Source organism: Bacteroidota bacterium, assembly GCA_016711505.1.
Taxonomy (GTDB): Bacteria; Bacteroidota; Bacteroidia; order AKYH767-A; family 2013-40CM-41-45; genus JADKIH01.
Genome location: JADJSV010000020.1, coordinates 185540 through 210706, shown reverse-complemented (window position 1 = coordinate 210706; position 25167 = coordinate 185540). Strand labels below are relative to the sequence as shown.

The window sequence follows — 25167 nt, the reverse complement described above, 5'->3', positions numbered from 1 at the left end:
TTGCACTCAGAACAAATTAAACTATGAAAAATTTATCACTTTCGACGGCGCTTTTCTTGATTATTACCGTCCTGACATCCTGCCACATTGAAAAAAAAGCAGATACGATCCTTTATAATGGAAAAATTTATACTGTTGACAATGGATTTTCAGTTGTCGAAGCAATTGCTATTAAAAACGGGAAAATTGTTGCAATTGGCTCGACTGCTGATTTATTAGAAGAGTATACGACAAAAGAAAAAATAGACCTTGATGGCAAAGCGGTTTATCCGGGATTTATTGATGCACATTGTCATTTTTACGGTTACGGAACTGATCTTTTAAAATGCGATCTCTATGGAACAAATTCATTTGATGAAATTATTGTCAGGATGCAGGAATATTCTGCAACGAATAAATTTTCATGGGAATTAGGTCGTGGTTGGGATCAAAACGATTGGGAAGTAAAAGAATATCCGACAAATGAAAAGCTCGACAGTTTGTTTCCTGACAAACCTGTTTTTCTAATGCGCATTGATGGTCATGCTGCTCTTTGTAACTCAGCTGCATTAAAACTAGCCGGAATAACTATTGATTCAAAAGTAACAGGAGGTGAATATCTACAGGCTAACGGAAAACTTACCGGACTATTGATCGATAATGCCATTGAACAAGTGAGAAATAAAATTCCGCCTTTCTCAGATCAGCTCATTGAGGAATCAATTATGAAAGCTCAGGAGAATTGTTTTGCCGTAGGACTAACTACGGTTGACGATGCCGGTCTTGGAAAAGACACCATCATTGCATTGCACAATATGCAAAAATCAGGAAAGCTGAAAATGCGGATCTATGCAATGATCTCAAATGACCCTGCTTCCATCAAACATTTCATTGAGCATGGTCCATACAAAAGTGACAGAATGAATGTGAGGTCAATTAAAATATATGCAGATGGTGCACTTGGGTCTCGTGGAGCATGTATGAAGCAGGAATACTCAGATCAGAAAGGTCATTATGGTTTTATGCTTTATTCAGAAAAGTATATGTCTGATCTAGCTGATGAAGCTCTCGAAAATGGGTTTCAAATTTGCACACATGCAATTGGTGATTCAGCAAATAAAGTTGTACTGAATATTTACAAAGACCATCTGAGCCCTGAGAATAATAAAAGATGGCGGATAGAACATTGTCAGATCGTTGATGAGAAGGACAGAAAACTATTTGCTTCCAGTAATATCATTCCTTCTGTTCAGCCTACGCATGCAACAAGCGATATGTATTGGGTAGAAGAAAGAATTGGAAAAGAAAGAATGCCATATGCGTATGCTTACAAATCATTGAAAGATGAAGCGATGGGTATGATGGCCTTTGGTACAGACTTCCCTGTAGAAGCAATAAATCCATTGAATACATTTTATGCTGCCGTTTACAGACGCGATCTGAAAGATTTTCCTGACGGCGGATTTTTGTTTGAAGAAAGAATAAAAAGAAAAGATGCTCTCAGAGCCATGACGATCATGGCGGCCTACGCTAATTTCGAAGAAGAAGAAAAAGTATCACTTGAGGAAGGCAAATTTGCAGACCTTGTGATCCTTGATCAGGATATCATGAAGATTGATGAGAAAGAAATACCAAATACTAAAGTCGTTGCTACTTATTTAAACGGCGAAAAAGTATTTGGCAAATAATCAGTCTTTATTCGTTATGAGGTTTTTTACAACACTCCGGAAGTCGCTTGAAGGCTTTCGGATCGGCTTTAACTGAATCCGCATTGTAACCGATTTTCGCAACTTCGTTTCTGATCTTATCCGCATCAATTTTTTTTGAATCATATACAACCGAAAGCTGATGAGTTTTCAAATCAAGCGACGAGCTGATAATTCCTTTCACAAAAGATAGATCGCGCTCAATGGTCTCTTTACAAGTTTCACAAACGGCTGATGTTTTTATACTGAGAGAATCAGTTTGAGCTTTTACATTTGTCGAAATGATAAAAGCAAGTAGTATAAGGAGTTTTTTCATTTTTTATTCTATTTTTATTTTTCTTCAATTATTCTCCGCAGCCTTGACAATTATCCTGAATGCTGCCAAGCGCCACTTTTCACTTTTCACTTTTCACTTTTCACTTTTAAAAAACTATCGTATAGAAAACCTCAATCCTAAATAAACTCTTCTCCCTGCAATCGGTCCCCAGATATTTGTTGCATCAAATTTATCACCAAAAGGATCAGTTGAGTTTATAATTGGAACTTTCTGTCTAAAATCCAATAAATTCTCTGCACCACCATAGATCTCAAATCTTTTGAATTCTTTTGTTGCCTGGAAATTCATTGTAAAGAAATCCGGAGAGCGGGTATCTCTGTTTCCATTCTCAGGTAAGTAAACAAATTGTAATGCTTTCTGTCCTTCGTAAACAAGTGTGTAGTTAAACTTCCAATGGCGCTGTTTTAATTCATAAGACAAATTCATAAGGCCCCTGCTTCTGGTAACTAAAGGTACTTCACGTAATACACCTCTGTAAGTAGATCTGACATCATCAAATTTATATGCAAGACGAAGTTCAAGATTCTCTATTAATTCTGCTGTGAATGCTCCCTGAAGACTATTGCTATAAGATTCTCCTTCCAGATTATAAAAACTGATCTGTGTTGAATCCGAATAGACATCCATCACAAGTTGCTGTGAAAAGTCTGTCCGGTAAGCATCGAATGAAAACGAATAATCTTTTTCGTTCATTACAAACTTCTGTGTAAAATTTAAGCCATAATTCCATGCTCTTTCAGCTTTGGTTTTATCATTCAGGACAATGGTCCTGGAGGTTGCCAGAATTGAAATATGATCAGCAATAAAATATGGTCTACGGTAGCTGCTTCCTGCGCTGAGTCGTAGTACAGAATTATCAGTGAAATTATATTTCAAGTGGATACGGGGAGTAAGCACCCAGTCATCTTCAAAATGATAATCTTCCTTGCTCCAAGAATCATGGTGAATTTATTGAGAGTACTGTAAGTATACTCAAAGAAGACGCCCGGAATATTTTCTATGATCTCAAAATTATCACCCAAATAAAACTGATTCACTTCATTCATCTTATAGGTGAATCCAACTTTATACTGATGTTTTTCTTTTATAAAATAATTCTGAAATATTCCCTGATAAAAGAAAGACCGGTTAGTTGCATCGTAAGTCTTTAAACCAAAATTAGAATTCATGTCATGATAAACGAACTGGGCAATATTTCCAATGCTCATCTGAGGTCGCTTAGGATAAACAATTCCTAATTTTGCATAAGCCTCGCCCCGCTTGGTATCTACTTTAGTTAGGTACAGTTGTCCAGGATTTACAACATGAACATGACTTTCAGTTGCATCGAGTTGTCCACCGTTGAGATAATCTGCCAGGAATTTCACTCCTACTTGCATTTCAACTCTTCGTCCGACTTGCAATTGCCATCTGTTATACAAGTTGATCTGCTTGCCTTTTGGCATATCCATAAATCCATCGTCATTCATGTCATCAGCAGTATTCATATAGCGGCCATGTGCTAATAACATTGTGCTTACTTTTGAACTTACTTTTTTCTTGTAAAAAGTATTTATCTCCATTGCTGCTTTTTCATCGGAGAATAAATTGAGATAGAATTTCGGTGTGGATTTTTCTAAAGGTTTTTTGAATTCCACGTTTATCAATCCTGTTGTTGATTCATAGCCATTCAAAACTGAACCACTTCCTTTTGTAAGCTGAATGGATTCCATCCATGGACCGGGAATGAAAGTTAGTCCATATATTCCTGCTATACTTTGCATGTTTGGAATATTCTCAGTTAAAAGCTGGGAATAGATTCCGGATAAACCCAGGAGTTGTATTTCTTTTGCTCCTGTAACTGCGTCTTTATATGCAACATTGATAGTGGGATTGGTTTCAAATGCTTCAGACAAATTGCAACATGCTGCTTTGAGTAATTCACCTTCCGTTATTTTTTGAGTGTTGATCGGTTGCATTGTTGAGATCATCAAATCTTCCCGTTTTGCACTTATTTCAACTTCCTTTAATTCTTTATTCTTAGAAAGAGAAATCGTTTTAAAACTGATATCTGTAATTAACAGTGTATCCGGTTTAAATCCAATCATGCTCACAACCATTTTGAATGGAAGATTAGCATGCACGTCTATTACAAAATTTCCGGCTGAATCTGTAACAGTGCCTGCATTTAAGCCCGGAAAATAAATTCCTGCTCCGGCAACCGGAAGTTTCTTCTCTCCTGCTTCACTAACATTGCCTCGTATGAGGTTGTGGGCAGTCACATTATTTGCGTATGAAAACAGAAGAAAAACAAATACAATTATTTTGAATTTCATTTTTTTATAAATTAAATTTTATATAATCTGATTTCCTGAATGAAAACACGAAGTTTTTCAGTAAAATCATTAAACAATAAAAAATTAAAAAATGGACAATCTCAAATCAAGAGCTGACGAAATTCAATAGAAAAATCCTGTACTAATAAAGGCGGAGAATGATCAATTTGTTTTACTGAATGTTCATTCGTATTAAAACTAAAATTGATCAGCGATGTTTCGGATATGAAAAGATCCGGAGTTATTTGGTCATCCGCCGGAAGTGAAACTACACTTAACTTATGATACTGATAATCTACATTACAACACTTTCTTTCAATATTGCAGGAATTTACTGACTTCTTTTTTTTGCTACAACATTTATGATTATCAGAAAATGTAACTTCTGTTTTCTTAGAACCCATGCAAGTATGGATCATTACAAATACCCCACTGCATGAAACCAGCAACAGCATTGCAATAAATACCACGAAGGATTTTTTCAGAAATTTCATTTCACCAAAGTTACTACTAATTTCAGAAGAACTCCAAGAAAAATGGGAATGAACTTACACAGTTATGCAGTAAAAAGGTAATAAATTCAAGGAAAATCATATTAGCCTAAAAGCACAGGTACATTTTTCACTGAATAATCATCTTTCCAACCTTAAATCGGTTGTCCTTGGTTTGAATCCGATAGACATAGAATCCTTGAGGGAATTGGAGAACTTCATTCAAACTGTTCTCAAAGTCTTTACGGTAAATTAATTTCCCTGTCATATCATATAACCAGAAAGTATTTTCAGATCGGTCAGAATGAACACTGATAGTTTCTCCGGAATGTAAAATGGAAGGGTACAAATAAATATTTTCATCGGATATCACCTGATCAACACTAATGCAAATATCAAAGATTACCTGTGCAGTATCGCTGCTTGTGCATCCATTGGTATCGGTTACGAAAACAAAAACTTCCTGTGTATCTATACCGATGCCATGTGAAATTAAGAAGATCGATTGGGAAACAGTTCCCATACTCCATAAATAATTATTGAAACCCGGACCTGCATCGAGAACATAGATATCATCGTTACATACCGTTGTATCCGGACCTATCGTAACGAAAGGACTTGGCAGAATGGTTATAGAAATAGTATCTGTGTTCTTCTGACAACCATACTGATTAATATAGCTTACAAAATAATTTCCTGCTGTATTCACTGTTAACAATGAAGTTGTATCTCCAGTTGACCATAAGAAATTACTACCAGGTTCAGTTGAAAGCTCTACTTCGCCACCCTGACAAAAAGCCGGAGGTCCATTAGAATTGACCAAAGCAGGAATATTATCAAATGCAACAGGTTTAGGATCAGAATAATTTACACAACCATTTACATCAGTAACACTGACCAAAAAGACTCCATCGTAGGTAGCATAAAAAACTGAATCAACTTCGCCATTTATCACATACCAATTAAAATCATCGGCACCATACCATTGTAACAAAGTTGTTGAATCAACATCAACCGAAATTCTTAAACTATCACCCGCACAAACATAATCGATAGAAGGTGAAACAAGAATTGGAACAGGCGGATTAGAATAAATTGAATCTATAAAAACTATGTCAGTGTCAGCAGTACAATAGTTTGTTGCAATCAGCATATACTTTCCATTTCCGGTAGGTTTATAGTTTTCAGAAGTTGCTCCCGGAATAAGTGTATCATTCAAGTACCATTGATATTGTATTGTAAAATCAGCCTGGAATGAGTTCAAGAGTTCCGCTGACTCACATATACCCATGGTATCAGATCCGATAGAAACTTGTGGCGTTTCTGCAAAAAAACAAGAATAAATATTTGTTTCAGTAACATTTCCTGACGTATCGGTAAGAGTAGCAAAGAAACTTCCGGTAGTTCTTACTGAGATCTGAGGAAGAGTATCACCGCAAGACCAGCTAATACGCACAGACGGATCCGGTAATGGATTTATGGTAAGAGTAAGTGAATCTCCTTCACAAAAATATCTTCCTGTTCCGGAAATGGTATATTCAGATGGAGTATTTCCCAAAGAATCAACAATGGCAAAATAGATCCTGTTAGGTCCGTAACCTGTTGTTGTTCCAAGTATAGCAAAATTACTATCAGGCGTTTGTTCCAGATGTAAAGCAGTTTCATTAAGAGTGGATCCCATTTGTTTACTCGAAATACTATCGCCATTGGCATCGCAACGAATAAAAACAATATCATGCTGATTTAACAAGATCAGATCTGGCACTGTAGCTATAACAGCATAACCACCATCAACGGTCTGCATTGCCTGAACTGTGTTTTCATTCAAAGCAGAACCAAATTCACTCGTCCAGTTAACTTCACCATTTGCATCCAGTTTGATGAGAAAAATATCTGTTTGTCCGCTGTTGTCATGATTCCCTGCTACAATACACCCGCCGTCATTTGTCGGAGAAATTGATACTGTCTGTATTTGAAAATCATAAAGTGAATCTATTTGCAGATTTCCACTTGCATCAAATTTACGAATGTTTGATACCTGAAATTGTAACTGCGGACCATAAACGTACATGTCATAATACCCGAGTGAGAAAAAATCATCTGTCGCACTTTTTATCATGCTGTGATTATTTACCAGCGATCCATCATAACCAACGAATTCAGTCCATCGTGGAGAAAGATCCTGATTCAACCGGTAGATACTATAGTAATTTGTAGAGATAAAACCATCTGTGTAAATTGTAATTGCAGCAGACGAGTCATCAGTCTTCACAATGCCTACTCCACTTGTTCCCCATCCATCCAATGGTGGATAAGTCTGAGAACCCAGAAAATTACCCATTGAATCGAGCAGTAAAACTTCGGCAAGTGCAGTATAAAAAATACCTGCGTGTGTACCTACAATAGCAATGTTTCCATTATCAAGAACAGTAAGTCCATATGTATAGGCACTGAATGCATCTGAATATTGCTTCTCCCAAACCTTTTGACCTCTCTTATCAATCTTTAAGATATAATATCCACGGGTATTGTAAGTTGTATCAAGTGCAGTACCTGCAATAATATACCCATTTGAAACAGATTGGAAATACACACCTTCCCGGTCATTCCGTTCGCCGTATGCTTTCTCATAATATTGAGCGTGCAAAAAATCGCTACTGCTGCATGATATCAAAAAAAGTATAAATAGTAGTTTTTTCAGCACTTGTGGAGAAAGTTATTGGCAAAGTTAGTTCTTTTCAAGTAAAATCACATTAATTTTGGGTTGGAAAATCGTTAAGAAAAGGTCATTTTTACCGTGTTTTGAGAGTAAAAGTTAATTTTCTTTCCGGAAGAAGTGAAAAAGTGTGCCTCAGTATTCAAGGTTTTTCATAGTGGAAAGTGTGAATCAGGTCAAAGGTCAAGGGTCAAAGGTAATGGTGCTAATTCACCTTTTAACCTTTGACCCTTGACCTTTGACCTAATTTCGTCTGACAGCGGACAAATCAAAAACAGTATTTATTCTCCGTCAACAATTTTGCTGCTATTAATCTGCGGGAGTCGCGAACATTTAGTGGTGCTACTTTTGCAAATCGTTTTAATCCCATTAAGATCATTCTTTGCTCATCGCCTTCTGCGAAAGAAGCAATAGCATCTTTTCCTGATTTGTTGATCTTATCTGATGCATCGTTGATATAAACCCGCATCATTTCGATTTGTTCTTTGCAGGCATCTGCTCCTTTAATGCCTACTAATTTTTCAACGCGTAACTGGATCGATTCACAAACATATAATTCGATCATCATATCAGCGATATTCATGAGGACTTCCTGTTCTTTTGCAAGTTCCATCATAAGTTTCTGAACTGCTGCACCGGCAACAAGAAGAACGGCTTTTTTGAAATTAGCGATATATTTTTTTTCTTCTTCGAAAAGCTCTCCGGTACCTGAACCAAAATCAGGTATTGACATTAATTCATTCGCAACTGCTGTTGCAGGACCCAGCAGATCGAGCTCACCTTTCATTGCACGCTTGAGCATCATATCTACGATGAGCATTCTGTTGATCTCATTGGTTCCTTCAAAGATCCTGTTGATCCTTGAATCACGATACGAACGGTCCATAGGTCCTTCTGAACTGTAACCCATTCCTCCATAAACCTGAACACCTTCATCCACTACATAATCCAAAACTTCACTACCATGAACTTTTAAAATGGCGGCTTCAACAGCAAATTGTTCAACGCCTTTTAACTTGGCGCGACCTTCTTCCATACCACCTGCGATCAGATCATTAATTGCATCTTCGATATTTTGTGAGCATCGAAAAATTGCAGATTCACATGCAAAGATCCGGATTGCCTGCTCAGCCAGTTTAAAACGGATAGCTCCATACTTAGCAATTGGTCGCCCAAATTGCTGACGTTCGTTTGCATATCCGATTGCAAGGGTACTTACACGTTTTGATCCGCCTATAGCAGCACCGGCAAGTTTCACCCTTCCGAGATTCAGAATATTTACAGCGATCTTAAATCCATTTCCTCTCTCACTCAACATATTTTCAACAGGAACTACGCAATCATTGAAAAATACCTGACGAGTACTGCTCCCTTTGATTCCCATTTTATGTTCTTCAGGATTCAGGGTGATACCAGGGAATTTTTTCTCAACAATAAATGCAGAAAGATTTTCATCTGAATCAATTTTTGCAAAGACAATATACACATCTGCAAAACCACCATTGGTGATCCACATTTTTTGTCCGTTGATAATATAATTTTTTCCATCCGCAGATAACACAGCTTTCGTTTTTCCTGAATTGGCATCTGAACCACTACTTGGCTCTGTCAGACAATAAGCAGCCTTCCATTCTCCGCTGGATAACTTCGGAATGTATTTACTTTTTTGTGCTTCATTTCCATAATACAAAATTGGCAATGTGCCGATTCCGGTATGAGCAGCATAAGCAACAGAAAAAGAATGACCGGCACCTAAAACTTCTGTAGCCAACATTCCTGTTGTAAAATCTTTTCCGAATCCGCCATATTGCTCAGGGATAGAAATACCAAGCAAACCAAGTTCTCCTGCTTTGTCGAGAATAGATTGCATCAATCCTTCCTCCTGCGCATCAATTCGATCAAGATTAGGATAAACTTCCGCTTCCAAAAAATCCTGACAAGTTTGAGCAATCATCAATTGTTCTTCAGTCCACTGCTCAGGAATGAAAACATCACCCGCTAATGTTTCCTTGATAAGGAATTCTCCACCTTTTGTCGATTTTTTTGTATCTAACATTTGTATTCTTTTATAGATTTTTCAGTAATATTATAATAACTCGTAAATGCCTGCAGCACCCTGTCCGGTCCCAACACACATTGTGACCAAACCATATTTCTGCTTTCTACGTCGCATCTCATTAAAAAGTTGAACAGATAATTTCGCACCGCTGCATCCCAATGGATGTCCGAGGGCGATTGCTCCACCATTTACATTGACGATCGACTGGTCAATTTCCAGTGTACGCATTACTGCAAGCGATTGCGATGCAAATGCTTCATTCAATTCGATCAGCTGAATGTCTTTCAATTTCATTCCTGCGTGTTTAAGCACTTTAGGAATTGCCTCTATCGGTCCGATGCCCATTACCCGTGGCTCTACTCCTGCCACAGCATAATCTACAAGACGTGCAATTGGTTTAACATTCAATTGCTTCAACATTCTTTCACTGACGATTATGACAAATGCAGCTCCATCTGAAGTCTGCGAAGAATTCCCGGCTGTAACAGATCCCCTTGCATCAAACACAGGTTTAAGTGTTGCCATTTTTTCAAGAGTAGAATCTCCGCGTGGACCTTCATCAGTATCAACTATAAATTCACGGACTTTTCGTTTTTCTTTTTCATCAAGATAAATCTCCTGAACATTGAAGGGCACTATTTCATCTTTGAATTTTCCATCTTTGATAGCAGCAACTGCTTTCATATTAGATTCCAATCCGAACTTATCCTGATCTTCTCTTGAGACTTTATATTCTTTTGCAACTGCTTCAGCAGTCAGGCCCATTCCCCAATAATAATCCGGCTTCTCCTGAACATATTTTAGGTTAGGAACAATTTTCCATCCGCCAAAAGGTATAGGTGACATGCATTCAACACCGCCTGCAATAATACAATCAGCCATGCCGGCATGGATCTTTGCAGAAGCAATTGCAATTGTTTCTAATCCTGATGCACAATATCTGTTCACAGTCATTCCGGGAACCTTAACTGTATCAAGTCCCATCAATGAGATCATTCTTCCGATATTCAATCCTTGCTCAGCTTCCGGTGTTGCATTCCCTACGATCACATCATCAATTTGTTCTTTATCGAGTTGAGGTACGACTGTTAGCAGATGTTTAATAACTGCTACAGCCAGATCATCCGGTCTGGTATTTTTGAAAACGCCTTTAGGAGCTTTACCTACTGCTGTTCGATGAGCGGCAATTATATATGCATTCATTTCAAATTTCCTTTACAAATTTAATTACTTCTTCTTTGGATCAACCGGTTTAGGAGGTGTATTTCCCGGAGGTGGTGTACCCGGTTTAGCTCCGGGAATTCCGCCCTTCTTATCAGCAGCCTTCTTTTCCGCAGCCTTCTTTTCCTCATCAGCTTTCTTCTTTGCTGCTTCAAGTTCTTCTACATTCACCCCATCCTTATAAGTCGCTTGTCCGACGACAACACCTTTACGACTATAGGATTTCCACACACCATCCTTCTTTCCATTTTTATATGCACCATCCTGACGAATTGAACCGTCTTCAAAATATTTTGTCCATTTGCCATCTTTCTTTCCATCTTTATAAGCTCCTTCGAGCTGAACCTGTCCGGAGAAAAAATACTTTGTATAAACACCATCTTTTACACCCGCTAAATATTCTGTTTCTTCACGAGGCTTGTCGTAGCTGTAAAATTTTCTTTCAATGCCTTCTTTTACATCGTTGACGAAATCAATTTCTGCGATCTTATCTCCGAAAGTATTGAAGAACATCCATTGTCCTTGTTTGCGGCCGATCTCATCAGTTTTATTACGGTGTTTTTCTTTTCCCGGCGCATATTTTGGTTTCTCTTCCGAACCTTGTGAAAAGAGCAAAACCGGAAACAGCGCAAGCAGTAAAAACACTTGTGTCTTTCGGTTGATGAATAACTTATAAATTGCGTGTATCATATTATTGATGATTGTTAATTTCTTAATGGTTTACCGGAGGTTAATATACTTTGTATTCTCTCGAGTGTTTTCTTTTCTCCGCACAATGATAAAAATGCTTCCCGTTCCAGATCGAGGAGGTATTGTTCAGAAACATAACTGTAAGCAGACAGATCTCCGCCACACAAAACATATGCAAGTTTTCGTGAGATCTTCTGGTCGTGTTCCGAAATGAAATTTCCGGATTGCATTGAATTGGCACCTGCATAAAACATTGCAAGACCATTTTTACCAAGAACCTTTACATCTTTTCTTTGAACCGGTTTGGTGTAGCCGTCAACCGACATTTCTATTACAGCTCGTTTTGCTTCTGAAATTACACGCGATGGATTGAGTACAACCTCATCGTGTCCGGGCTTCAGGATCTTAAGATCGAAAGCTTCCCATGCACTGGTAGATACTTTTGCCATTGCAATGCTCATGTAGAAATCTTTCATCACCAACTCATCGATCGTACCTTCTACGTAAGCGTCACTAGCACGAACGGCAAATTCTTTACTTCCACCACCGCCGGGAATAAGTCCGACACCAAATTCAACCATTCCGATATAGGTTTCAGCTGAAGCCACTACCTTATCAGCATGTAACGACATTTCGCAACCCCCGCCTAAAGTGAGAGCATGTGGTGCAACCACAACAGGAATACTACTATAGCGAACACGCATGTTCATATTCTGAAATGCACGGATAGCCATATCGATTTCGTCAAACTCTTGTTCAACAGCAAGCATAAAAACCATTCCGAGATTAGCACCTGCAGAAAAATTCTGTCCTTCATTGGCAATCACTAATCCGCGGAAATCCTTTTCTGCAGTTTCAATTGCTGTGTTCATTCCCTGAATAATTTCACCACCGATCGTATTCATCTTTGTATGAAATTCAAGATTCAATACGCCATCACCAATATCCGTTAGTGTACTTCCTTGATTTTTCCATACTATCTTTTCACGATTCGCATCCAGCAAAATAAAATTCTCTGAACCCGGTTTTACTTTATAGGTTCCGTCAATTGAGTAATAATATTGTTGTCCGTTTTTATACTGATAGAAATTTTTATTTCCTTTTGATACAAACTCTTTCACCCAAGCTGCAGGTTTGTGACCTAACTGCTCCATTAATGTTACAACCTCTGCAACACCAAGAATATCCCAGATCTGAAACGGACCGGTTTCCCAGCCGAAGCCTGCACAAATTGCGTCATCAATTTTATAAAGTTCATCCGAAATTTCCGGAATTCTATTTGAGATGTATGCAAAGAGAGAACAAAAAGATTCACGATAAAACTCACCGGCTTTATCTTTTCCTTTAAATAAAATTTTAATTCTCTCTTTAAAACTATCTATCGTTTTCGTCTGCTCAAGTGTGGCAAACTTTACTTTTGATTTAGGGACATATTCAAACGTTTTAAGATCCAGTGTAAGAATCTCACTTTTACCGTTTGCTCCTTTAACTTTTTTATAAAAACCCTGATTAGTTTTATCTCCGAACCACTTTTGTTCAACCATTTTCTGGACAAACGCAGGTAATTTAAATGCAGCCCGTGCCTCATCATCAGGACAACGTTCATAAACATCATTGGCGACTTTCACCATCGTATCTAATCCAACAACATCCGTTGTCCGGAAAGTCGCAGATTTCGGTCGGCCCAGAACAGGTCCGGTAAGTTTGTCGATCTCATCTACTGTCAGTCCCATTTTTTCTACCAGATGCAATAGCGACAATATAGAGTAAACTCCTATCCTGTTTGCGATGAAAGCCGGTGTATCCTTACAGATCACAGTCGATTTACCAAGGAATACATCCCCGTAATTTTCAAGGAATGCAATTACTTCGGGATCTGTTTCTGCTGTTGGGATGATCTCCAATAATCTCAAATAGCGTGGCGGATTAAAAAAGTGTGTCCCGCAAAAATGCTTTCTGAAATCATCACTTCTTCCTTCAGCCATCAGATGAATTGGAATTCCTGATGTGTTTGAAGTGATCAGAGTTCCGGGCTTTCTGTATTTTTCAACTTCAGAAAAAACAGATTTTTTAATATCAATATTTTCAATCACCACTTCAATGATCCAGTCACTTGAGGCAATGTCTTTCATGTTATCTGTAAAATTTCCTGTGCGAATCCTTGAGGCAAAAGATTTTTTATAGATGGGAGATGGATTTGCTTTTAGAGTAGACTGAAGTGCCGTATTGACAATCCTGTTTTTTACAAGTGAAGAATCAAGAGCCAAACCTTTTTTCTTTTCTTCTTCATTCAATTCCTTTGGTGCGATATCGAGTAAAAGTACTTCTGTTCCAATGTTTGCAAAATGGCAAGCGATTCTGCTACCCATTATTCCACTTCCCAGAACTGTAACTTTTTTAATATTTCTTTTCATAAAGTTGTTGTCGGACAAATTATTTTACTCTGAGTACATTTTTTCAACCAAAGAAGAATACTTCTCATTAATTATCTTCCTCTTCAGTTTCAGGGTTGCAGTAAGTTCTCCACTATCTACTGTCCATTCGTTAGGTAGTAAAGAGAATTTTTTTATCTGTTCAGCCTGACCGAAATCTGCATTATAGATTTCGACTTCCTTTTGAATTCTTTCTATTACTTCGGGTTTCCGAATCAGATCCTGATTATCAGAATAAGAGATATTATGTATCTCGCACCATTTTTTCAAATGTGCGAAATCAGGAACGATCAATGCAGATGGAAATTTTCTATTTTCACCAAGTACCATGATCTGTTCAATGAATTGCGACTCTTTAAATTTATTTTCCAAAGCCTGCGGTGCAACATATTTTCCGCCTGATGTTTTGAAAATTTCTTTTTTACGATCTGTAATTTTTAAATAATGATCTTCAATGAAGCACCCGATATCACCGGTATGAAACCAACCATCGGCATCTATAACTTCTGCTGTCAGATCCGGACGATTAAAATATCCTTTCATCACATTCGGGCCTTTACATAGGATTTCACCGTCTTCTGCAATCATTACTTTTACACCTTTTATTACCGGACCAACAGTTCCGAAGGCACTACCTCTATGTTCAAGATTATTGACAGCAATTACCGGTGAAGTTTCTGTCAGACCGTATCCTTCTAAAACGTTTATTCCGGCTGACCAGAAAACTCTTGCCAGTCGTGGTTGCAAGGCGGCACCACCACTAACGATCACTCTTACATTTCCTCCAAGCGCTTCACGCCATTTTGAAAAAATCAATTTATTGGCAAGTTTCAGTTGCAGTTCATACCAGGCACCATTTTTTCCATCCTTCTCATATCTCAATCCAAGATCGAGTGCCCAGAAAAATAGTTTGTGTTTTATTCCTGTAAGTTCTTTTCCTTTGTTTACGATCTTATCAAAAACTTTTTCAAGCAATCGAGGAACCGTAGAAAATACATGTGGCTTCAATTCTTTCAGATTATCACCGATCTTTTCAATACTTTCTGCATAGTAGATCGACACACCGATATACATGTAGAGGTAAGTCAACATCCGTTCATAACTATGGCATAGAGGCAAGAAACTCAATGCGCGATCGCCGGGGCCAACGGGGCACAAGTGTTCGCTGGATAATATATTACTGACGATATTATCGTGCGTCAGCATTACACCTTTAGGAGTTCCTGTTGTGCCACTGGTATACAAAATAGTTGCAACATCACCTGGCTCTGCTACACTCATCATTTCATTCACATCAATTCCTGAACTTTTTCCTTTTGAAATAATATCGTTAATGTTAGGAATGTCTGGAATTGAATCGATGGTATAAATTTCAACCAACGTCGGAATTTTTGAACGGACAGCATTTACTTTATCGTATAAAGACCGGTCTCCTGCAATTACTAATCTCGCTTTACAATCGTTGAGTATGAATGCAATTTCAGGTTCAGATAATGTAGTATAGATCGGAACATTTACGATTCCTGCCTGAAGCATGCCAATGTCCATGATATTCCACTCAGGACGATTAGCAGAGATCATTGCAACAGCATCACCTCTCTTGATACCTAATTCAGTAAGACCTTTTGAAATCTGGTTTGCTTGTTCAATGAAGTCGTCTGTTGACCAGGCCTTCCAGGCACCATCTATTTTGCCTAATAAAGATTCACTTGTTGCGAACTTTTCTTTCTGACGTCGTGGAATGTCAAATATTCGGGTAACGTTGACCATGTGTTATAATCAATACAAAATCGGAGACCTTATTTTTGGGTCCCGATTGAGATGCTCTGATGTGTGCCAAAGTATAGTTTTTAGCCGTTCCTGAGCTAAAAATCTATTTTTTTTATTCAGCGTTTGTTAACAATTTCGACTGTAAAAGCTACATTTCAATCAGGACTTTTACCAACAAATAAACTTAGGTTTGTAAATTAAATTGTCTAAAAGAAATGAATTTCAAAAACAACCTTACAGAGGCACTAAATATCCGTTTTCCATTAGTGATGGCGCCTATGTTTTTAGTGACTACAGTACCAATGGTAAAAGAAGCGGTTTCAGCAGGAATTTTAGGTTGTTTCCCGTCATTGAATTTCAGAAATGAAGGTGAATTGGAAGGGGTACTAGACGATTTGAACAATTTCATGGCCGGCAGATCGGGGCAACAAGGAAATTATGGTGTAAATATCATAGTACAAAAAGCAAATCCATGGTCTCAAAAGCATCTGGCAATCTGCCTTTCGAAGAAAGTTCCCGTTTTCATCACCTCTCTTGGCAATCCGGAGGAAACAATTAAAGGTGCACATGCATATGGCGGAAAAGTCTTCTGTGATGTGACTAATCTGATCCATGCAAAAAAATGTGCTGATCTGGGATGCGATGGATTTGTTGCCGTCGGACAAGGAGCCGGAGGACATGCAGGACCTTATCCTGTTAGCATGCTAATCCAGGCTCTGCGAAAAGAATTTCCTAACGTACCAATTCTTGCAGCAGGAGGAATAGCAAATGGTTCAACTTTGTTCAGTGCAATTGCTGCAGGTGCTGCAGTAGGTTACAGTGGAACCCGTTTCATAGCTAGTACAGAAGCAACTGTTTCAAAAGAATACAAAGAGGCGATCATTAATTCACATATGGAAGACATTGTGCTCACGGAAAGAATCAGCGGGACACCTTGTACTATCATAAATACTGATTTCGCCAAAAAGCTTGGAACGAAACAAAACTGGTTTGAAAAATGGATGAGTAATAATCCACGGACCAAAAAGTTTTTTAAGATGATCATCCAGCGACGTGGATTTAACTGGCTTGAAGATGCCGTTAAGCCGGGTAATTACAATAATCTTTGGTGTGCAGGTCAAACGGTAGAACTTGTCAAGAAAATTCAGCCAATAAAAGAAATCGTGAGCGAGATCGAGAAAGAATTTTATGAAGCTTATTTAAAAGTTCAGAATCAAATTTCAAATTGACAATTAATCATCTGATATGAAAATTCAAAAGCTGATGTTAAAGGCTGAAAGCTCTGCTTTTAGCAGGAGAATTCTGCAGTTCGTTCTTAGTTATTCTATTCCTTTTAATCGCCCACATGGATTCAGAATACTTGAGGTTTTCAAAGATGGCTTTCACATTCAACTTCCCTATTGGAGAATCAACAGGAATCACATTAATGGAATTCATGCATGTGCACTTGCAACTTTATCCGAATTTGTTTCCGGATTGACTTTAATAAAAGTTATTGGAAGAGATGATCTGAGAATAATTATGAAAGAAATGAAGATGACATATCATTTTCAGGCAAAGAAAAATGTATCTGTTATCCTGCACCTTACTCCACAAATGCTGGAACAAAATGTTTTCACTCCATTAAAAACTCAGGACTCTGTATTTTATTTAATGAAAGTTGATGTTTACGACACAGACAAAAACCACATCTGTACCGGTGAGATCAACTGGCAGTTGAAGAAGTGGAATAAAGTACGGACGGCTTGAATGAAGAAGTGGAATGAAGTGGAATGAAGTGAAATGAAGTGAAGTGAAGTGAAATGAAGTAAAATGAAGTGAAATGAAGTGGAATGAAGTGGAATGAAGTGGAATGAAGTGAAAAGAAGAAAGTGAAAAGTGAAAAGTGAAAAGTGAAAAGTAAAAGTGAAAATAAATATGATCAAGCAACCCTTCTTTAAAAATAAAATATTTTTTCATTACTCACTATTAGTTATTAGTTATTAGTTATTAGTTATTAGTTATTAGTTAAAAAAGTGTTCAAAGGCTTCACATACAGTTTCACAATCTTACTTCTGCTGTTGCTGGTGATATTATCATTTAACGCGCGTTTTGCTGCGGATGATTATTATTTTTTGTTTCTGGAAAAATCGGCTGGGGCAATTGGTGGAATGATATTTCAGTATACTGATTTCAGTGGACGCTGGCTGAGTCATTTTGTAAGTCTGATGTTATTAAAACTCTCAGGTTTCAAATACTTTCTTGCGGGATTTTTCATTTTAACATTTGCTACATTGTATTTAATCCTCTCCTCTCTTTTTTACAAAATTTACAATTGGTATGATGTTGACGAAAATGATTTTAACAGCGACTTCCCACCATTACTCATTATCGCTTCGCTTGTCTTATGTGCATTTTCCGTCGGCGAAAACTGGTTTTGGTTTATAAGTGTCACGACATATGTGTGGAGTATTATCTTCGGATTGATCCTCGTCAACCTATATCTGAACAATAAAAAAAGATTTTACACACCTGCATTGCTTATCTTCTCTTCTCTGTATATCGGAAGTGCTTCCGAATCATTTGCTGTCCTGATGATTTTGTTTTCTCTTCTGTTTGTAACTTTCAAGATCCGTTCAGAGGGAATTGAAGTGTTCAAAGCCAGCTCAAAAAACAGAAGTTTGTTATTGATGATGATTCTGATCTTTGCCTCTTTTTTAATTTCTACCCTTTCACCGGGAACTTTTCATAGAAATGCACTATTACCATCCTTGTCACTTTTTCAAAAATGTGAAATTCTGTTTCGTTCTTTTGGAAAGATCTTAATTCAGTATATCCCTTCGAAAATACATTTATTTGTTATTTTTGGATTACCATGGATTGCCTTTGGATTCTACATTCAGGAAATGTTACAGAACAAGACATATGCCATCATTAGAAATATTTTCGTCATTCTTCTATTAACATTTGCTGCAATTTTTATCTGCCTGTTCCCAACAGTTTTCATACTTGGTGAGACTGGTCCGGCAAGAGCTTTGTTGATCATAACTTTAGTTCTAACGATCTCTTTTGCCATTTTATTCACTCTGACAGGTATGTTGTTCAAAAAGGAATCTCACATATTAAAAATTTCATCTATAGCTTTCTTCTTTTCAATAATCTATCTTTTTTATGAAAACATTAAGCAATACCGCGTTACAAAAGTGTTTGCAGAAACATACGATGAAAGGATTGCAAGAATCGTTGAACTGAATAATGAAAATTTCACCGGTATAGCTGAATTTTCTCCACTACCCGCTCCGGGCATGAACTATCATGCTGAATTTTCAACTGATACATTGTATTATGTAAATCAACATTGGAAAAAAGGTCTGCAATTAAAATATAATGTCGTACTTGCGCACTGATCAAATGAAAATTCAATATTAAAATCATGATCCGAATCTTAAAAGCGATCTGGGGTATTTATGGCCTGATCATATTTGTTATCACTCTGTTCATTGCTATAATTTGCTACTTCGCTATCTTCACTTTTGCAAACAAGTCAAAAGCAGCAGGAATCGCACATAAATATGTATCAAGAAACTGGGCAAGAACGCTTTTTATCTTTTTTGGTATCCGCCTGAAAATAAAAAACAAACATCTTCTGAAAAAGGAAGAAACTTATGTTTTTATTGCAAATCATTTATCGCAACTGGATATTCCGGCTGATGCTATTGCAACTGACCATGTGTTTAAATATCTTGCAAAAGAAGAATTGACGAAAATTCCGTTAATGGGATATATTATTCGAAATCTATATATTTCAGTTAACAGAAAAGATAAATATGCCCGCGCAAAAAGTATGGAGAATATGCAGAAAAATATCCGCGAAGGAATTTCAGTTTTTATTTTCCCTGAAGGAACGAGAAATAAAAGTTCCGAACCATTATTGGATTTCAGAGATGGCGCTTTTCGTCTTGCTATAGAATCGCAGGTTCCAATTGCTGCACTTACACTTTTGAATACAGGCAAATTACTTTCTCCAATGCGCCCAATTGAATTATCTCCTGGTGTTCTACATTGCGTATGGTCGGAGCCTATTTCAACAAAAGGAATGACACAGGATGATATACCGGCATTGAAAGAGAAAGTTATTTCAGAAATGAAAAAACATCTTAAAGGAAATATCTAAAGGTGATTCAACAATTCAATTTCGCAATTGATTTTTTCCTTTAGCTTCTTTTATAAGCTTGATATACTCCCGCACCTTCGGTTCACGACGTCTTTTCCATGTATCTAAAATTTTTAATGCATCATCGTATCGTTGCAATTTATAGAGGACAGCAACTTCGTTATAAATAGCATCATAAAAAAGCGGGTTGATAGCAAGAGCTTCTTCAAATAAATTAATTGCAGTTTCATTTTCATTTTTCATTGCAGTTGTAGTTGCAAGATTATTTATTACATGAAGATGGAATGGATTTTCGGCATACGCCAGTTTAAAATCTTTGTGTGCTGACTCCAGATCTCCCAGTGAATAATGAGCAATCCCACTATACCAGTTCATTGGTGTTGTAGTCGGATCTAAACTGTAATATTTACTCCTGCCTTTATTTATTTCACGAACTACCGTCCCCCATTGCTGATTTTCGCGTGCTTGTAAAGCTTTTGCCAGATGTTGTTCTGCCTGAAAGCGCTCAGTCCATGCCCAAAGATTATATGTGCTGATTAAAATTAAAACCAATGTAATACCTACGATTATTTTTCTTGAACCATATTCCTTTTTATCAGAATTACCAATCGAAGCAAATGCAAGTAAGAAACACATCATTATTGAAGGCTCTATCCTGTCTTTCGGAAAATTGAAAAAGGAAATTATTGCAAAGGTTATTAATGAAGTTAAGACTGCAAACTCAAAATAATCAACTTTGTCTTTACACAGAAACAATCTTTTTATCAGTAGAAAAATTCCGGCAACGATCATTCCTGCATATCCAATAAAGCCAAGCAATCCCGATTCACAATAGATTCCCAAATAATCGTTGAGTGGTTCAGTCGTAAAGATTTCGCCATTCTGATTAAATCCATATGATTCAAAATTTATCTTCCAGTTTCCGGCTCCCACTCCAAAAAAACCTGAGTCTTTGATCATTTGCCCTGAGATCTTCCATACTTTAATACGTCCGCCGGCGCTGCCTTTATCGAATTCGAACACTGACAATATTCGTTCCTTTATTGCTCCGTCAGATTGCCGGTTTAACTTGACGGCAATAGTTCCAATCAGAACTAAAGAAACCAGCAGAACAATTTTAGATTTTCCTGAAATTGCGATTTTAAATCCCTGGTTCAATTTCAATAAAAGAAACAAAAGACCTGAAAAGAACATTGCCGCAGAAGCAGCAACATATACAGATCTTGTAAATAGTAACATAATTGCTATAAGTGAAAAAAAGACTTAAAACGACAGCCAGGATTCTCCATGCATTCTTTAGCAACATACATCCACAAAAAACAAAAGGTAAACAAAGTCCAAGATACTCTGCAAACAAATTCCTGTTATTCATTAATGCCGATACTTTCGTCATTCCTCTGCTGGTCAGGCTACAATTATATTCATAGTATTGGTAGACACCGATCATCAACAACAAAGAGACCAGTGATAAAACTACTTTTAGAAACAATTCTTTCTCAAAGAGATTTTCTCTGCTTAAAAACACTGTGAACCCGATGTAAACAGAAAAGTATAAAAATACTTTCTGGACTTCAATCAAAAACTCAGTTTGATTGAGAGCATTCATTCCTGAAATAAGGGTTGAAACTAACCAGATCAGAAACAATATCGAGACAGGATTAACTATAGAAATTGCAAATTGACTTCCTCTTTTGACCTGGGCCAGAAACCATATTGCAGCCACAAGAAACCACAGTGTAGAAAATAAGAAGCGGGGAATAAGTGCACTATCGATGATCGAATCCGAATAGATCAATGCACAACCAAAAAGAGGAAGAATTAAAAATAAAATGTTGGGCAGAATCAACTTCTTCATTGGCCAAATATAATGGAATTGTATGTATATTCGAAGAATATTGCAACTGTCAGAATTTAAAGTATGACTTTTTATTAACAGCAAACATCTTACATCTTAATTATCCTGGCATTTTATATTTTGAATTCAGGATGCAATTCAAAAGATGAAAAATCAATTCTAAAACCTTCCGGAAGATTTGTTATTGCCAATGGACATAAATTATGGATAGAATCTTTTGGAAACGGAAAGCCTTTGTTTCTTATTATGGTGGACCGGGTTCATCGCATGCAGATATGCATAGTTATGATGGATTGAGTGATTCATCCACGCTGATCTTTATCGACTTTTTCGGAAGAGGAAAATCTGATACTGCATATTCACCAATTGAATATTCTATTGAAGGCGATGTTTGACATCTGGAAAGCTATCCGCAAAACGCTTGGATATGAAAAAATAAATGTGTTAGGTCATTCTTACGGAAGTCTGGTTGCACAATTATATGCAATAAAATTTCCGCAACATGTCGAACAACTTATTATCGTCAGCGGTTTATATAGCGGAAAAATGTGGCAGGAAACTAATGATGAATACAATTACATATTTTCAAATCAAATGCCTGAAGTCTGGGACGCTGTTCTGGCTTTAAGAGAAAAAGGATATCGTTCATCGGATAAAATACATTATGAATTATATGAAAAGTTTCCATTGAATTTTGTTCATGGTTATTGCACTGACAATACATTTGATCTTCCTGACAGTTGCCAAGTGAGCTTTAACCATCGAGTATATTATCAGATAGTTGGCGCAGATGGCGATTTCACACTTAGTGGTGATGCTGCAACTTATGATGTCACAAAAGAATTAATAAATCTTCCTATGCCAATATTGATAATGACGGGAAGGTATGACCGAATGTGCAATCCAAAATTAACTCTTGAATATAAAAAATTCTGCCCACAAGCAAAATTTATAATGTTTGAAAACTCCGGGCATAATCCGCAGATCGATGAAAGAAATTTACTACTGAGAGAAATTAATGCTTTCCTTGAAAATTAAATGAACTTGATTATTTTCAAGGTTGTAAAATTTTCTTACAGCAACTCAATTTCTATCATTTCATGCATATAAATATTCAGGTTTTAATCTTTTCCATATTTACTTCATAGAGATAACTCTTTTGGTTCTTACACCTGCATTATCAATCACAGAAATGAAATAAATTCCTGAAGGCAGATGTGCAGAATCAAAAATTAGTTCATGTATCCCTTGTACTTGTTGTCCTTCGAAAAGACACTGAATTACTTTGCCCTGATAATTTATCAGGTTCACTTTTACAGTTGTTGATTGATTCAGTTCGTAAGATATTTTTGTTTTTGAAGTAATTGGATTTGGATAAACTGAAATCGTTGGCTGGTCTGAGCTTAGTTCATCAACACCAACACCAATTGTAGTAATTGAAGTATTTGTAGCAATTGGTGCATTATGATCAAAATAAATATATGCTGTATTCAGAATTCTATCTTGAACAGTCAACGTAGTTAGTGCATTTATTGTGTAACTAATAAGTCCATGGCTGCCGGGTTCATTAGAATTACTATCCGGTAAATTTATATTATCGAACCGGAATTCTACTACTCGTCCGGGATAAATGATCATTCGGTAATTAGCACTTGCACCGATTATCTGAATTGAAGAGAGATCAACGTTTTGACTAATTGTGTCGAGAATGCTAATATTAAATGCAACATCATTTCCTGTATTTTGAAATTCAATAGTGTACTTCAAAGAAATTCCGTTTGGAATTAAGGCCGGTGATAAGTTTTCAGGTGAAACTGATTTTATATTCGGGTCAAAAGGACCTCTCACTTCTTGATTTGCAAAATCTACATTTCTACCCGGAGTATAATCAGGTCCGACACTACCGACTATCCATGCATTCAGATTTAAATTTGTTCCAATGGGCAAGCTTGGCGGAATTGAATAATAGAGTCTTATTTCATTGAATTGCAAAAAATTCAATCCCGTAAAATTCCAGATCATTGTATCGCCCGATAATGAGAATCCCGGATCAGAAACTGAATCCAAAACCATTCCCGGTGCAGGAAGAAATTTAACCTGTCCATCTTCAGAGATTGGACCATGATTGATATAGTTTATCCGAATGACATCACTTACACCCACACGTACAAAGTGATTTGCAGAAATGTTGATGTTCAGATCATGAAATAAGGAATCGATCTGGACAGCAAAGTCGCGATTTGTCAAGCTTGCACCAGTCCCTGGAAAATTGATTGTGTAATCTGCCGGAACCGAATTCAAGTATGGAAGAAGATTTTCTACACTTAAATTAAACGTACCACTAGGTAAATAACCGGAAAAATCTCCAGATGAGTCACTGATTTCATTATATGGACTAATATTCAATATTGCATTATTATAAGGAACGTCTGAACTATCAAATACTCCGTTGAAGTTTAAATCAAGAAATACTTTGCCAGAAAATGAATTACTACCATTAATGTTAACAGCATTATAATAAATTAATGTATCATCTATCTGATTATAGTAAACAAGGTCATATAATCCTATCGGTGCACTAACTGGAATATTAAAATGTTCCTTCAATATAAAATTACCATCAGGATTAGTTTTAAATGGATTAATAATAGTTGAAGATTGACGTAAAAAAGTTGATTCTGTTGGGGAGCCTTGTTCAAAATGAGTACTTGAACCTGAAATATTTAATTGAAAATTATTTTGACCCTGAAAAGTAGTATTCGGAAGAGCATTGCTTAACGAAGGTGAAGCATTGATTTCAAATGATTGGGTTGGGGAAAAAGCCGAACTGACCGATGTAACATAATTCCTACACTTAACATGCCCATAAGTTTTACCGCTTGGTAAATTTCCTTGTGTATCCCATTCAGTCCATCTATAATATTGGTTAGTGTAATAATAGATATTTGAAAAAATTGAGTCAGTACTAAGCTCAAAATAATAATCGACTGAGCCTGGAGATCCATCCCACTCTAGAGAGAAATTTGTATTTGTTATTACCTGATTGTCTAATGGAAAATTTAGAACAGGAATTTGAGGTATTGGCTGATATAATATCCAAAAAACATTTGGAAATGTTTGTAACACTCCTGCTGAATCAGTGAAGGATAATGTATAAGACCCGGGAGTTGTACTTACGGTTGTCTGGCCATTCATACGAATGACATCTGATGGATCACAATATGCCGAAACATTAATTGTTGATGGACCTGATAAGGTAATACTAAATGAATGATAATATCCCCAAAGACTTACGCCTGTAGTTGTAGCCAGAGTACTAAAATATGTTCCTCGATAAACAGTATCGGTTTCAAGTGTTATCGTTTGTGCCTCTGCTCCTTTACAATAAGTTACTAAAATCAGTAAAAACAGGTAAAATTTAAGCTTCATAAGAATGTGGGGTT

At 36.9% G+C, this 25167-nt stretch carries 20 protein-coding genes; 7 read left to right on the top strand and 13 right to left on the bottom strand.

Annotation, left to right across the window (positions count from 1 at the left end):
• Positions 1-23: 23 nt before the first annotated feature.
• Positions 24-1667: an amidohydrolase gene (locus IPL24_19355; GenBank protein ID MBK8365739.1), complete on the top strand. Its 1644-nt coding sequence runs from the start codon at positions 24-26 to the stop codon at positions 1665-1667.
• A gap of 7 nt (positions 1668-1674) precedes the next feature.
• Here the strand turns inward: IPL24_19355 and IPL24_19350 are convergent, their stop codons facing one another.
• The 10 genes from IPL24_19350 to IPL24_19305 all read right to left on the bottom strand — a co-directional run bounded on the left by IPL24_19350 (position 1675) and on the right by IPL24_19305 (position 15716).
• A complete protein-coding gene (locus IPL24_19350; GenBank protein MBK8365738.1) occupies positions 1675-2001 on the bottom strand; it encodes a heavy-metal-associated domain-containing protein in 327 nt (108 codons plus the stop codon).
• Positions 2002-2115: 114 nt separating this feature from the next.
• Positions 2116-2898 (bottom strand): TonB-dependent receptor, encoded by a 783-nt coding sequence (locus IPL24_19345; protein ID MBK8365737.1) that lies wholly within the window; start codon positions 2896-2898, stop codon positions 2116-2118.
• A complete protein-coding gene (locus IPL24_19340; protein MBK8365736.1) occupies positions 2895-4337 on the bottom strand; it encodes a carboxypeptidase-like regulatory domain-containing protein in 1443 nt (480 codons plus the stop codon). Before IPL24_19340 ends, IPL24_19345 begins: the two co-directional genes overlap by 4 nt.
• A gap of 101 nt (positions 4338-4438) precedes the next feature.
• Positions 4439-4831, bottom strand: coding sequence for a hypothetical protein (locus IPL24_19335; GenBank protein ID MBK8365735.1), 393 nt, complete (start codon positions 4829-4831; stop codon positions 4439-4441).
• Positions 4832-4958: 127 nt separating this feature from the next.
• The gene (locus IPL24_19330; GenBank protein MBK8365734.1) at positions 4959-7532 is read right to left on the bottom strand and encodes a T9SS type A sorting domain-containing protein; all 2574 of its coding nucleotides are present in this window, start codon (positions 7530-7532) and stop codon (positions 4959-4961) included.
• 280 nt (positions 7533-7812) lie between these two features.
• Positions 7813-9600: an acyl-CoA dehydrogenase family protein gene (locus IPL24_19325; GenBank protein MBK8365733.1), complete on the bottom strand. Its 1788-nt coding sequence runs from the start codon at positions 9598-9600 to the stop codon at positions 7813-7815.
• A 30-nt stretch (positions 9601-9630) separates the two neighbouring features.
• Positions 9631-10806, bottom strand: a complete 1176-nt coding sequence (locus IPL24_19320; GenBank protein MBK8365732.1) for an acetyl-CoA C-acyltransferase — start codon at positions 10804-10806, stop codon at positions 9631-9633.
• A gap of 24 nt (positions 10807-10830) precedes the next feature.
• Positions 10831-11514, bottom strand: a complete 684-nt coding sequence (locus tag IPL24_19315) for a toxin-antitoxin system YwqK family antitoxin (protein MBK8365731.1) — start codon at positions 11512-11514, stop codon at positions 10831-10833.
• 14 nt (positions 11515-11528) lie between these two features.
• Positions 11529-13928 (bottom strand): 3-hydroxyacyl-CoA dehydrogenase/enoyl-CoA hydratase family protein, encoded by a 2400-nt coding sequence (locus IPL24_19310; GenBank protein MBK8365730.1) that lies wholly within the window; start codon positions 13926-13928, stop codon positions 11529-11531.
• 24 nt (positions 13929-13952) lie between these two features.
• Entirely contained in the window at positions 13953-15716 is a 1764-nt protein-coding gene (locus IPL24_19305) for a long-chain fatty acid--CoA ligase (GenBank protein MBK8365729.1), read from the bottom strand.
• 215 nt (positions 15717-15931) lie between these two features.
• Here IPL24_19305 and IPL24_19300 point away from each other — a divergent pair, with 215 nt between their 5' ends.
• From IPL24_19300 to IPL24_19285, 4 genes are all read left to right on the top strand, one after another.
• Positions 15932-16945, top strand: a complete 1014-nt coding sequence (locus tag IPL24_19300; GenBank protein MBK8365728.1) for a nitronate monooxygenase — start codon at positions 15932-15934, stop codon at positions 16943-16945.
• Positions 16946-16961: 16 nt separating this feature from the next.
• Complete coding sequence (locus IPL24_19295; protein ID MBK8365727.1) at positions 16962-17465, top strand: DUF4442 domain-containing protein; 504 nt, start codon at positions 16962-16964, stop codon at positions 17463-17465.
• A gap of 266 nt (positions 17466-17731) precedes the next feature.
• Positions 17732-19102, top strand: coding sequence for a hypothetical protein (locus IPL24_19290; GenBank protein MBK8365726.1), 1371 nt, complete (start codon positions 17732-17734; stop codon positions 19100-19102).
• A 26-nt stretch (positions 19103-19128) separates the two neighbouring features.
• On the top strand, positions 19129-19869 hold the full coding sequence (locus IPL24_19285) for a 1-acyl-sn-glycerol-3-phosphate acyltransferase (protein MBK8365725.1): 741 nt from the start codon (positions 19129-19131) through the stop codon (positions 19867-19869).
• A 15-nt stretch (positions 19870-19884) separates the two neighbouring features.
• Here the strand turns inward: IPL24_19285 and IPL24_19280 are convergent, their stop codons facing one another.
• The gene (locus IPL24_19280) at positions 19885-21108 is read right to left on the bottom strand and encodes an O-antigen ligase family protein (GenBank protein MBK8365724.1); all 1224 of its coding nucleotides are present in this window, start codon (positions 21106-21108) and stop codon (positions 19885-19887) included.
• Complete coding sequence (locus IPL24_19275) at positions 21011-21724, bottom strand: hypothetical protein (protein MBK8365723.1); 714 nt, start codon at positions 21722-21724, stop codon at positions 21011-21013. Before IPL24_19275 ends, IPL24_19280 begins: the two co-directional genes overlap by 98 nt.
• Positions 21725-21927: 203 nt before the next feature.
• On the opposite strand from IPL24_19275, the gene IPL24_19270 reads away from it, so the two are divergent.
• Both IPL24_19270 and IPL24_19265 read left to right on the top strand, forming a co-directional pair.
• Positions 21928-22119, top strand: coding sequence for a hypothetical protein (locus tag IPL24_19270; GenBank protein ID MBK8365722.1), 192 nt, complete (start codon positions 21928-21930; stop codon positions 22117-22119).
• Positions 22091-22762 carry an alpha/beta fold hydrolase gene (locus IPL24_19265; GenBank protein ID MBK8365721.1) on the top strand — a complete coding sequence of 224 codons (672 nt, stop codon included), beginning with the start codon at positions 22091-22093 and terminating at the stop codon, positions 22760-22762. The genes IPL24_19270 and IPL24_19265 overlap by 29 nt, the downstream gene beginning before the upstream one ends.
• Positions 22763-22861: 99 nt before the next feature.
• Here IPL24_19265 and IPL24_19260 read toward each other — a convergent pair whose 3' ends face one another.
• On the bottom strand, positions 22862-25153 hold the full coding sequence (locus IPL24_19260) for a T9SS type A sorting domain-containing protein (GenBank protein ID MBK8365720.1): 2292 nt from the start codon (positions 25151-25153) through the stop codon (positions 22862-22864).
• Positions 25154-25167 lie beyond the last annotated feature (14 nt).